Origin of the sequence: Bacillus sp. jun7, from assembly GCF_051034795.1 — a bacterium.
In the GTDB taxonomy this organism is placed as follows: Bacteria; Bacillota; Bacilli; order Bacillales; family Bacillaceae; genus Bacillus; species Bacillus velezensis.
Window position 1 is genome coordinate 841,377 of sequence record NZ_CP093219.1, and the last position, 12,110, is coordinate 853,486.

The 12,110-nt window shown below is 47.1% G+C and carries 9 protein-coding genes; 1 reads left to right on the forward strand and 8 read right to left on the reverse strand.

The genetic code is table 11. The features are described from left to right. Positions 1–25: 25 nt before the first annotated feature. From ctaG to cyoE, 6 genes are all read right to left on the reverse strand, one after another. Entirely contained in the window at positions 26–910 is an 885-nt protein-coding gene (ctaG, locus tag MJQ52_RS03605) for a cytochrome c oxidase assembly factor CtaG (protein WP_003154480.1), read from the reverse strand. A 24-nt stretch (positions 911–934) separates the two neighbouring features. Next, positions 935–1,267: a cytochrome c oxidase subunit IVB gene (gene ctaF, locus MJQ52_RS03610; RefSeq protein WP_015388278.1), complete on the reverse strand. Its 333-nt coding sequence runs from the start codon at positions 1,265–1,267 to the stop codon at positions 935–937. A gap of 2 nt (positions 1,268–1,269) precedes the next feature. Beyond that, entirely contained in the window at positions 1,270–1,893 is a 624-nt protein-coding gene (gene ctaE, locus MJQ52_RS03615) for a cytochrome c oxidase subunit III (RefSeq protein ID WP_003154482.1), read from the reverse strand. Continuing rightward, positions 1,893–3,761, reverse strand: coding sequence for a cytochrome c oxidase subunit I (ctaD, locus tag MJQ52_RS03620; protein WP_007611227.1), 1,869 nt, complete (start codon positions 3,759–3,761; stop codon positions 1,893–1,895). Before ctaD ends, ctaE begins: the two co-directional genes overlap by 1 nt. 31 nt (positions 3,762–3,792) lie before the next feature. Then, positions 3,793–4,863: a cytochrome c oxidase subunit II gene (gene coxB / locus MJQ52_RS03625; RefSeq protein ID WP_003154484.1), complete on the reverse strand. Its 1,071-nt coding sequence runs from the start codon at positions 4,861–4,863 to the stop codon at positions 3,793–3,795. 217 nt (positions 4,864–5,080) lie between these two features. Continuing rightward, positions 5,081–5,998 carry a heme o synthase gene (gene cyoE / locus MJQ52_RS03630; RefSeq protein ID WP_003154486.1) on the reverse strand — a complete coding sequence of 306 codons (918 nt, stop codon included), beginning with the start codon at positions 5,996–5,998 and terminating at the stop codon, positions 5,081–5,083. A gap of 343 nt (positions 5,999–6,341) precedes the next feature. Between cyoE and ctaA the strand changes: the two genes are divergently transcribed. Next, positions 6,342–7,268 carry a heme A synthase CtaA gene (ctaA, locus tag MJQ52_RS03635; RefSeq protein WP_094246962.1) on the forward strand — a complete coding sequence of 309 codons (927 nt, stop codon included), beginning with the start codon at positions 6,342–6,344 and terminating at the stop codon, positions 7,266–7,268. A gap of 96 nt (positions 7,269–7,364) precedes the next feature. Here the strand turns inward: ctaA and pyc are convergent, their stop codons facing one another. Both pyc and MJQ52_RS03645 read right to left on the reverse strand, forming a co-directional pair. After that, positions 7,365–10,811 (reverse strand): pyruvate carboxylase, encoded by a 3,447-nt coding sequence (pyc, locus tag MJQ52_RS03640; RefSeq protein ID WP_094246963.1) that lies wholly within the window; start codon positions 10,809–10,811, stop codon positions 7,365–7,367. A gap of 75 nt (positions 10,812–10,886) precedes the next feature. After that, positions 10,887–12,098, reverse strand: a complete 1,212-nt coding sequence (locus tag MJQ52_RS03645; protein WP_003154492.1) for an FtsW/RodA/SpoVE family cell cycle protein — start codon at positions 12,096–12,098, stop codon at positions 10,887–10,889. Positions 12,099–12,110: the final 12 nt, after the last annotated feature.

Here is a 12,110-nt window from a genome sequence, read left to right on the forward strand (position 1 = left end):
TACAGCATATTCTGCTGTACTTTTTTTATGAGACGGTATGCTCGATATACGGCGGCTCTGACAGCGTATCTTTTTCCCGTTCCGTTCTGACCCATTGAAAAAAGATGACAGCCAAATATATTCCGTAGACAGCCTCTTGAATGATTTTCATCAGTACTGCCCCAAGCTGCTGATCTTCCAGAGGAGGCAGCGTGTTAAACATCTCCGGTCCGGATAAAGGGATCTCCTCCAGCAAATCTAAAGGAACGCAAAGCTTCATTGCTTCGGCCCAAGCCGCCGGATCTGTATACGTGGCATACATGGGCGCCCCGCTGAACATAATGAGCGCGCAGGCCGGCGTTAACAAAATCCCGTCTGCCATAATATACCCCAGCTTCATTAAACCGCTGAGACGGGGCAGACCGTCCACCTTATGCACAAGCGGCCACCACATAAAAAACGCCGTTACAAAGATGAGTCCGTTCATCAGCGTGTGATACAGCGAATCTGTTTTGACGAAATCAAATATAAACGGGATGTGATACAGCGAAAAAATACCGTTAAACAGCACTAAAGCGATAAGCGGCATTGAAAAAAACGAAAACAGCGGCTTTACGACAGGACGGAAGATCAGTTTTTTCCATGCCCAGCCGGGAATTCCGGAGATCAACAGCGGCGGTACGACTAAAAACAGAACCGCCATCTGCGCCATATGGGCGCTGAACATCACATGGCCCAATAAATCAACCGGACTTCCCGCAGCCGCGTAAAAAAATAGCGCGGAAAGCACAAACAGCACCTTCTCCTTAACGGCCACACGTCCTTTATGCCGGCTGCACCAGTAAAAGTAAACACCTGTTATCACGGCAGTTATACAAAACAGATACGGGCTCCACATTGCGCGAAACCCGAACATTTCCAAATTAATCAAATCTCTCACTCCCCGCCGCCCCGATTACCACCAAATAATCGTGACAAATGCAAGCACGGTGATAAACGCGACAAATATTCCCGAATACAGAAATAATGACGGCGCTTCATGCCCCTTCTGGCTCATATGCATAAAGTAAAACAGCTGAAAGATGACCTGAATGACCGCAAGCAGGATCAGAAACGGCATCGTAAACCATCCGGCAATGCCGTCTGCAGCCACCGTCAAAAACGCGACAAGCGTAAGGCCGATCATCAAGCCGAAGGATATGACCTGATATTTCATTTCCTCGGCATTTTTCCTTCTCCGATATTCGAGATCCGTACTGACAGTCCCTCTGTTTTTGTTATCGTCCATCGTTATCCCACCATCCCCATCAAATATACAACGGTAAAGATAAAGACCCACACGACATCGATAAAATGCCAATATAAGCTGGCCACATAATATTTCGGCGCATTATAAAGGCTGAGCCCTCTTTTCGCATTCCGGATCATGAGCGCGCTGATCCACAACAGCCCGAACGCCACGTGTGCTCCGTGTGTGCCGACGAGCGTGTAAAACGCTGAGCCGAGCGCAGAGCTTGTAATGGTAAAGCCGAATTCGTGAGTGTAATGCATAAATTCATAGATTTCAACCCCTAAAAATCCCGCTCCCAATAATACGGTAACCAGAAGCCACACCTGCATTTTTTTAAAGGAGAAATTTTTCATATGATACATCGCATACACACTCGTTAAGCTGCTCGTTAAAAGAAGCATCGTCGCGATAAACACGATCGGCAGCTCAAACATCTCAGCCGTTGACGGCCCTCCGGCTTTTGATTCCCGTAAAGCAAGGAATGTCGCAAATAGCGAGGCGAACAGAACTGTTTCGCCGCCGAGAAACAGCCAAAATCCCAAAAACTTATTTTTCCCCTCCAGCGTTGCTTTTTCAGGAGAAGCCGGAAAGGTTTCAGCCGTCATTTTTTCCTGCAGCTGCATTACGCCTTCACCCCTTTATCATCATTCGGCAGATCTTCTTTGTGAATATGATAGCCGTAATCATCGACCACAGAGCGAAGCAGCATGGTAAAGAATGTGATGCCGAGCCCTATGAAGATAACCGGAAGCCCCCATGAATAATCGGAGTGGTATAAAAACCCGAACGCTGCGACAAACAGCCCGAAAGATATGATAAACGGCATGATGGAGCCGTTCGGCATATGAATGTCCTCTACAGGCTCTGCAGGCGCCATCCCTTCATTTCCGGCCTGCTTTTCAATCCACAGCGGGTCAAGTCCCCGGACAAACGGAAGCTGTTTAAAATTATATTCCGGCGGCGGCGAAGAGACCGCCCATTCAAGCGTACGACCGTCCAGCCACGGGTCGTTCCCGACGTATTTCCCCTTTATTGAGGTATAAATAATATTGACGACGAGTAAAGCAGCCGCGCCCGCCATGAAAAACGCGCCGATTGAACTGATCAGGTTGCCGGTATCAAGCCCCTGGCCGGGCAGATATGTGTAAACGCGCCGCGGCATTCCCATCAAGCCGAGAAAATGCTGAATGAAGAAGGTAAGATGAAACCCGATAAAAAATAAGACGAACGAAATTTTCCCCATCGTTTCATGAAGCACCTTCCCGAACATTTTCGGCCACCAGAAATGCACGCCCGCCAGGATGCCGAACACAACGCCGCCGATAATGACGTAGTGGAAATGCGCTACGACAAAATACGTATCGTGGAACTGATAATCTGCCGCTGCGGCCGCCAGCATGACACCTGTGACTCCTCCGAGTACGAAAGAGGGAATAAAGGCGACGGCATACAGCATAGGCGTCGTGAATTTGACGTTTCCTCCCCAGATGGTCAAAAGCCAGTTGAAAATTTTAATGCCGGTAGGCACCGCGATCGCCATCGTCGCAACCGCAAATATCGCATTAGCGATCGGTCCGAGTCCCGTCGTAAACATGTGGTGAACCCATACCATGAACCCGAGAAAGCCGATCAGCACGATCGCAAAGACCATAGACGAATAACCGAACAGACGTTTCCTCGCAAATACGGGAATGATTTCTGAAAAAATCCCAAAGGCGGGAAGAATTAAAATGTATACTTCCGGATGCCCGAAAATCCAAAACAGATGCTCCCAGATTATCGTATTGCCGCCCAATTCAGGATTAAAGAAATTCGTTCCGAACAAACGATCCAGCATCATCAGCGCCAAACCGACGGTGAGCGGAGGGAATGCGAATAAAATGAGTGCCGACGCCACAAATGTCGTCCACGTAAACAGCGGCAGTCTCATATACGTCAAACCCGGCGCCCTCATATTAATAATTGTGGCGAGAAAATTGATACCCGCAATGAGCGTCCCTAAGCCTGATATTTGCAGACCGAGCACGAAAAAGTCTATGCCGTGCCCTTTCGAATTCAGCGCAAGCGACGCGTACGACGTCCAGCCTGCATCAGGAGCGCCCCCTAAAAACCAGCTCAGATTCAAAAAGATGCCTCCGAAGAAAAACAGCCAAAATCCGAGCGCATTCAGAAATGGGAATGATACGTCACGCGCCCCGATCTGAAGCGGCACAACCGCGTTCATCAGCCCGAATAACAGCGGCATCGCTGCCAGGAAGATCATTGTCGTGCCGTGCATCGTCATAATTTCATTAAACTGCTGAGCACCCATAAAATCGTTCCCCGGCCTCAAGAGCTGAATCCTGATAAGCATGGCCTCAAGTCCGCCGACGACGAAGAAAAATCCCCCGGCGATCATATATAAAATCGCGATTTTCTTATGGTCAACCGTCGTCAAATAATCCCAAAGTAAAGAGCTTTTTCTTTGCTGTCCTGTAAGCGTATTCATCATTTGCGACCTCCCCCCTGATATCTCCCTGTCCTCACTTGTTCTCCGCTTTCAGCCCTTTTAAATATTCATACAGCGCATCCGTTTCAGCGTCCGAGAGCTTCGGATAAGTGCCTGTCATTTTATTGCCCGGTTTAATGCTGTCCGGATTTTTCAGCCAGGCTTTTATATTCTCTTTATTCGCATCCTTAATACCGGCCACTTTGACCCGTTCACCGAAGGTAGCGAGATTCGGAGCCGTTCTTGCCGCTTCAGCCCGTTTATCATTGGGCTCAACCGCATGACAGCTCAGGCAGTTTTTTTCCTTAAACAGCTCTTCTCCTTGCGCGGCTAAACCGGAATCTGTTGTATGCTTATAATTTTTCATCGCTTTCGTCCATTGTTTAAATTCTTTTGACGGCAGCGGTTTCACTTTGAAATCCATCAGCGCATGTGAAGGTCCGCACAGCTCTGCGCATTTCCCGAAGAAATATTCTCCCGCTTCTTTGCTGCGTTTAGAATCGAAGGTCAGAAAGAAAGTATTGTCATTATCCGTATTCGTATCGATTTTCCCCCCCGCTGACGGAATCCAGAAAGAGTGTTTCACATCTGAGGACTTCAGCTTGAAATAGACGCGTTCATCTGTGGGAACGATTAGCTCCTGACTTGTCACAAACCCGTAATCGGGATACTCGAATTCCCACCAGTATAAATTCGCCCTTACATTAATCACGAGCGCATCCTCTGCTTTACGGTTTTTCTTATCCATCGGCGACGTATCCGCCAGTGCCAATGTATCGATGACAACCGGAATGACAAGAATAATCAGAAGCAGGATCGGAATAACGGTCCAGGTGATTTCTAAAAAACGGTTCCCCTCCACCTGTTTCGGTATCGTGTCTTCCCCTATACGCGACCGTCTGAATCTCACAATGACGTAAAAGAAAATAACTGCTACGACCGCAACGACGACAACCATGATAAGTGTGCTGAGCACCGTCAGATCATATTGTTTATCAGCCACTTCGCCGGCAGGCTTGAGTGTGGACAGAAACGGTTTTCCACAGCCGCTCAATAAAAGCGGCACTAAGGCTAATAATGATAAAAGACGCCAACGCTTTAACATTTCACCCAACCCCTTTTTTGAATCAGTACGAGATGCACAAGCAGTAAATCTGCTTCCAGCCGAAATACTTCATTTCCTCATTTCTTAAAATATGAGATTTTTTACTTAAAATTCCATCTATGTATAAAAGCAAAGCCGCCTGATTAAACAAAAGGTCAAGGCGGCGTTTACTAGTTGTCATTGTTTGTTTTGGCGATCAAACAAGCTCATTATTCAATTAAAACAGCGTGAAGACCACCATCGCTACAAAATAAATGGTCATGTAGTTAAGCGAATAGACAAACATAAGGGTTGCCCACTTCATGATGTTTTTCATGCGGAATCCCATCAGTCCGAGAACAAGCCATCCGACATTAAGCAAAGTGCCGAGAATGACGATCGGAAGACCGAGACTGCCGAGGAAAAACGGAAGCGGCAGCAGGCATGCGACCCAGACGATAATCTGTCTTTTCGTCACTTCAAAGCCGTGCACTACCGGAAGCATCGGAATATTCGCTGCTCTGTAATCTTCCGTCTTTTTAATCGCAAGCGCTAAAAAGTGCGGAATCTGCCAGATGAATAAAATCATGAATAAAACCCACGCGACAACACCAATGTGCCCTTCAACCGCTGTCCAGCCGATTAACGGCGGCACGGCGCCTGATACACTTCCGACAACCGTATTAATCGTATAACGGCGTTTCGTCCACATTGTATAAAGAACAACGTACGTAAACACGCCGATAAAACCGATGACTGCTGCCATCACGGTGGTCATCAAAAGCATGATAAGTCCTAAAGCAATGAGTAAAATTCCTGACCACAGCGCTTGATTCGGCTGAATCTTTCCAGTTACCGTCGGTCTTACTTTCGTGCGTTCCATTAAATGATCAATATCACGGTCGTAATAGTTGTTAACCGCACAAGAACCGGCGATGATCAAAGAAGATCCTATTAATGTAAGAAGCACGGTGTTTAAATTGCCTAAAAAACTCAGACCGGATATATGTAACGCAAGCCACATGCCGGTAAAAGTCGTAATTAAATTCGAATTGACGATTCCTATTTTGATAAGCGAAAGGAAATCCTTCCATGCCGTCGTCTCTTCAATCTGTCCGTCTATAGCTGTATCGTTTAAAATTCTGGAATTAGCCATAACGTAAACCTCCCTTACAAACCTAAAGCAGGTTTTTTAAGACCTGCAACTCTATCATACAAGATAATGACCTGTAAAAAAACATCCTCTTAAATATTAAACGAGAAACAGGAATTTATTTGTGAACTTTTTATGAATTTTACCAAATCCGCCGGTTTCATAATAAAGCGGTTACTTTATTTCTATCAGACCCATCTGGAATAATCAACCCCATTATCTAAGAAGTCCTGATTCTATTATATTTTTGTGAACAAACAGAATTGAGAATTGCCACAAAACACATATTCGCTTACACTTGGTACGTATATCATTTTGTCCAGTTTGTTAAGAAGGTGAATGTAAAATGAATAAAGCTTTGAAAGTGCTCGGCGTGCTGACGACATTCGTTATGCTCGTCGTGCTGATCGGCGGCGCTCTTGTCACAAAAACAGGATCGGGTCTCGGATGCGGAAGGCAGTGGCCGCTTTGCCACGGCCGGTTTTTCCCGGAGCTTAACGCCGCTTCTATCATTGAATGGAGCCACAGACTCGCAAGCGGTGTCTCAATCGTTCTCGTGCTGAGTCTGGCTTTTTGGGCATGGAGAAAAGTCACGCCTGTTTTCCGTGAAACAACCTTTCTCGCCATTATGTCCATTATCTTTTTATTTTTACAGGCGCTTCTCGGCGCATTAGCGGTTGTTTTCGGATCAAATGCGCTCGTTATGGCGCTTCATTTCGGCATATCGCTAATTTCTTTCGCTTCTGTTCTGATTTTGACGCTGCTCATATTTGAAGCTGATAAATCAGACAAAAAGCTCGTCAAGCCGCTCAGAATCGGCAGGAAAATGCAGTTTCATATGATCGGCCTTTCGATTTACACGTATATCGTCGTTTATACGGGGGCTTATGTGCGCCATACGAAATCAAGCCTTGCCTGCCCTGACGTTCCGCTTTGCAGCAGGCTGAATCACGGGCTTCCGTCCCATTTTCAGGAATGGGTGCAGATGGGCCACAGAACGGCAGCGCTGCTTCTGTTCGTATGGATTCTTGTCGCTTTTGCGCATGCGGTGCGCTCCTACAAAGACCAAAAACAGATTCTTGGGGGCTGGATAGCGGCTCTTGCCTTTGTTGTATTACAGGCGCTGTCCGGAATCATGGTTGTTTATTCAGAAATGGCCACCGGCTTTGCACTTGCCCATTCGCTCTTTATTGCCGGCCTGTTCGGCGTCTTATGCTATTTCTTATTATTAATCGCCCGCTTCCGCTATGAATCAAAACAGCGGAACATCTGAGGCACACGAAAAGGCCGAAGCATCAGAGCTTCGGCCTTTTCACATATAAAAAACCTGATCGCACACGGGGCGGATCAGGTTTTTTATGTTCATTTTTTACGCTTTTTCAATTTCGATCAGTAAATCGCCTGTCTGAATCGGTTCACCGTTTTTCACATGAATCTGCTGTATCGTCCCGGAGAACGGCGCCTGTACCGTCGTCTCCATTTTCATCGCTTCATTAATCATCAGATGATCGCCTTTATTCACCTTTGCACCGGTTTCCGTTAACAATTTAATGACTGTTCCCGGCATAGATGCCGCAATGTGGCTTGGGTTTGTCCGATCTGCTTTTAATTTTTCCTGCACGGACGATTTAATGCTTTCATCTTTAATGACCACCTCGCGCGGCTGGCCGTTCAATTCGAAATAAACGACACGTGTTGCATCTGGCTGCGGTTCACCGATAGATACAAGCTTCACGATCAGCGTTTTTCCGCGCTCGATTTCCACTTCGATTTCTTCACCGAGTGTCATGCCGTAGAAGAAAGTCGGTGTGTCCAATACGGAAATATCACCGAAGCGTTCAGCCGTTTTAACATATTCAGTAAACACCTTCGGATAAAGAGCATACGCGATTGCGTCCTGATCACTCAATTCCATCTGATGCGTTTCTTTCCATTCTTCTTTAATGCCTTCAAAAGATACCGGTTCAAGCAGCTCACCCGGTCTTACCGTGATCGGCGTCTGTCCTTTCAGAACGAGCTTTTGCAGTTTTTCCGGAAATCCGCCGTGCGGCTGGCCGATCTGCCCTTTAAAGAGCTCAACGACTGAATCCGGAAAATCAAGCGTTTCGCCTTTATCATAAACATCTTGTTCTGTTAAATTGTTTTGCACCATGTAAAGCGCCATATCTCCGACGACTTTGGAAGAAGGTGTTACTTTCACGACGTCGCCGAACATGCGGTTGACGACGCTGTACATGTCTTTCACCTCATTCCAGCGATCGCCCAGGCCGACTCCTTTTGCCTGCTGCTGCAGATTGCTGTACTGGCCGCCCGGCATTTCATGATTATAAATCTCAGTATGCGGAGACTTCATCCCGCTTTCAAATTCACTGTAATACTGACGGACGGATTCCCAATATTGTGACAGTCTTTCCACCTGCCGGACATCCATTTCAGGACGGCGGCTGTTTCCTTCAAGCGCATGATAAAATCCGCTTGCGCTCGGCTGTGAAGTCAGACCCGCCATTGAGCTGACGGCGACATCCACGATGTCCACACCCGCTTCAACAGCTTTGGCATAGAGAAAGACGCCATTGCCGCTCGTATCATGCGTGTGAAGATGAACGGGAATATTAATCGTTTCCTTCAGCGCTGAGACAAGTTCGTATGCGGCTTGAGGTTTCAAAAGACCGGCCATGTCTTTAATGCCGAGAATGTGCGCCCCAGACGCCTCAAGCTCTTTCGCCATAGAAAGATAATATTGCAAATCATATTTCGTCCGGGTCTTATCAAGAATATCTCCCGTGTAACAAATCGCAGCCTCCGCCACTTTTCCGGTTTCACGGACGGCATCGATCGCCAGCGTCATCCCTTTTACCCAGTTCAGGCTGTCAAAGATCCGGAATACGTCAATACCGGACTCCGCTGACTGCCGGACAAATTTTTGGATGACATTGTCGGGATAGTTTGTATAACCGACGGCATTTGATGAACGAAGGAGCATCTGGAACAATGTGTTCGGCACTTCCTTGCGAAGATCTTCAAGGCGTTTCCAAGGGTCTTCTTTTAAGAAACGGTACGCTACATCAAATGTCGCGCCTCCCCACATTTCAAGGCTGAACAGTTCAGGCCACAGGGCAGCCGTAGGATTCGCGATTTTTTTCAAATCATTGGATCTGATCCGTGTTGCGAGCAGGGACTGATGGGCATCCCTGAACGTTGTATCGGTCAGGAGCACGGATTTTTGCTCTTTCACCCAGTCTGCAAGCCCCTCGGCGCCTCTTTCATCAAGGATCTGTTTCGTACCGCTTGCCGGCTTTTCCCCGATATCTAACGTAACGGTCTGAGGCTTATCAAATGCAGGTTTTTCTTTTTTCCCGATTCCCGGAAAACCGTTCACCGTGACATTGCCGATATAAGAAAGCATTTTTGTTCCGCGGTCCTTCTGTTTTGGGAAAACAAACAGCTCAGGCGTTGTGTCGATAAACGATGTGTCGTATTGGCCCGTCAAGAATTTTTCATGCTTTGCCACGTTTTCAAGAAACGGAATATTGGTCTTAATGCCCCTGATCCTGAATTCCTGCAGGTTGCGGACCATTTTCGCTGATGCCTGTTCAAACGTCAGCGCCCATGTCGACAGCTTGACGAGCAGTGAATCATAATAAGGCGTGATGACGGCGCCCTGGAAGCTGTTTCCCGTATCAAGGCGGACGCCGAAGCCGCCGCCTGAGCGGTAAGCCATAATTTTACCCGTGTCAGGCATAAAGTCATTCAGCGGATCTTCAGTGGTCACTCGTGATTGTATCGCATACCCGTTTGTAAAAATGTCTTTTTGCTCTGGGATATTGACGGCACGGCTGTGCAGTCCGTGGCCCTGCGCGACGAGGATCTGCGTCTGAACGATATCAACCCCCGTTATCATTTCCGTAATCGTATGCTCTACTTGTACGCGCGGGTTCACTTCAATAAAGTAAAATTCACCGCCCGCTACGAGAAATTCCACGGTCCCCGCGTTGATATAGCCGACATTTTTCGCAAGCGCCACAGCCGCTTCACAGATTTCGTCCCTTAATTCAGGCTGCAAAGATACACTCGGCGCCACCTCAATGACCTTTTGATGGCGTCTCTGAACGGAACAGTCCCGCTCATACAGATGGACGACATTGCCTTCTTTATCTCCGATCACCTGAACTTCAATATGCTTAGGATTTTCGATCAGTTTTTCAACATACACTTCATCGTTTCCGAATGCAGCTTTCGCTTCTGATTTGGCCCGCTCAAACGATTCTTTCAATTCGCTTTCGCTTCGGACGATTCTCATTCCGCGGCCTCCGCCTCCGAGCGATGCTTTAATAATAAACGGAAATCCGTGGACTTTTGCGAATTGTTCGACATCTTTTAATGTTTCAGCCGGTCCGTCACTCCCCGGAATAACGGGGATACCGGCTTTTTCTGCCTGCTCCCTCGCCTTTACCTTATCTCCGAACATATCCAAATGCGCTGACGTCGGTCCGATAAATACGATGCCCTCTTCTTCACAGCGTCTCGCAAATTGGATATTTTCAGAGAGAAATCCGTAGCCCGGATGAATGGCATCAACGCCGTTTCTTTTTGCGATCTCAATAATCCCTTCAATATCAAGATACGCGTCAATCGGTTTTTTGCCTTCCCCTACAAGATAAGCTTCATCCGCTTTATAGCGATGATAGGAGCCCGAATCTTCTTTTGAATAAACGGCTACCGTTCTGATGTTCAATTCTGTGCACGCCCGGAAAATCCGGATCGCAATTTCTCCCCTGTTTGCTACTAACACTTTTTGGATGGATTGTTGTGACAAACTTTTCTCCCCCTTGGCCTAATAAATATGTAGTTTATAATAAAGGAATATCCGCCCTGTGTATACACTTGTTTTTTAGAGATACACAGATTTTTCCGTCTGCCGTCTTTTTACCCCCTTAGACGGAACGGGCTCCCTCTTTTTCTTCTTTTCTGAGTACTTGACATGCATGCTGACATTCACCAATATACCGGCGCTCGTTAATAACAAAAACATTGATGATCCCCCGTAGCTGATAAACGGCAGCGGAACACCTGTGATCGGAATTAAACCGCTGACACCGCCGAGATTGATAAAGGTCTGAATCGCAATCATGCTGGATATCCCGATTGCCAAAAGGCTTCCGAACGGATCTTCACATTTTCTCGCAATATAAAAACCTTTTAACACGACAAAAGCCAGCAGCACAATGACAAACAGGACGCCGAAAATGCCGAGCTCCTCTGAAATAACCGCCATAATAAAGTCTGTATGCGATTCAGGCAGATAACCGTATTTTTGAATGCTTTCTCCAAGACCAAGACCGAAAAAACCGCCTGAGCCGATTGCATAATACGAATTTATAATCTGCAGGCCTGATGTGCTGGCGTATTTAAATGGATTTTCAAGGCTTTCAAACCGGCTCATACGCCCGGGTGTCAAAATATCGTCCCATTTCAGATAGATGATCGGGCTGACAAGGAGTAATACGATTCCCGCCATGAGAACCAGCCTGAGCAGGGTCCTTCCGCTGAATCCCGAACACATAATGACGCAAAACGCGATCAGACCGATAATCATCGCCGTTCCGAAGTCGGGCTGAATAGCGATAAGCGCACAAATGACTACGGTGACGATCACCGGCGGCGCAACCCCCGTCAAAAGCTGATCGATGTAGCTTTGTTTCTTTGCGTACACCGCGGCAAGATACAGTATCAGGGTCAGCTTGACAAATTCCCCCGGCTGAATGGCCATTCCGCCGATTTTAAACCAGCTTTGCGCATTTCCGGCAACATGTCCGAAAACAAACAGCGCGCAAAGCGCAGCCACTGACGCAAGCAGTATGATTTTCTGAATCTTTTGATGGGCGAACACTTTGTACGGAAAAACGGCGGCGATAATAAACAGCACAAACCCCGCGATGACGGCGAACAGCTGCCGTTTAAAGAAATAGTCGCTGCTCACGCCGTAACGCATAACGGCGGTAATCATGCTTGAGCTGTATACCATTACCAATCCGAAACTGCACAGCAGAATGATAGCGCATATCAATGAATAATCGTAAGATTTTAACATTCTTTTAAACATAACATCCTCTTT

Bases quoted from the DNA above. Each gene is read 5' to 3' on its own strand.
- ctaF (WP_015388278.1), bottom strand. From the start codon at position 1,267: ATGGACGATAACAAAAACAGAGGGACTGTCAGTACGGATCTCGAATAT.
- ctaE (WP_003154482.1), bottom strand. From the start codon at position 1,893: ATGCAGCTGCAGGAAAAAATGACGGCTGAAACCTTTCCGGCTTCTCCT.
- ctaD (WP_007611227.1), bottom strand. From the start codon at position 3,761: ATGATGAATACGCTTACAGGACAGCAAAGAAAAAGCTCTTTACTTTGG.
- coxB (WP_003154484.1), bottom strand. From the start codon at position 4,863: ATGTTAAAGCGTTGGCGTCTTTTATCATTATTAGCCTTAGTGCCGCTT.
- cyoE (WP_003154486.1), bottom strand. From the start codon at position 5,998: ATGGCTAATTCCAGAATTTTAAACGATACAGCTATAGACGGACAGATT.
- ctaA (WP_094246962.1), top strand. From the start codon at position 6,342: ATGAATAAAGCTTTGAAAGTGCTCGGCGTGCTGACGACATTCGTTATG.
- MJQ52_RS03645 (WP_003154492.1), bottom strand. From the start codon at position 12,098: ATGTTTAAAAGAATGTTAAAATCTTACGATTATTCATTGATATGCGCT.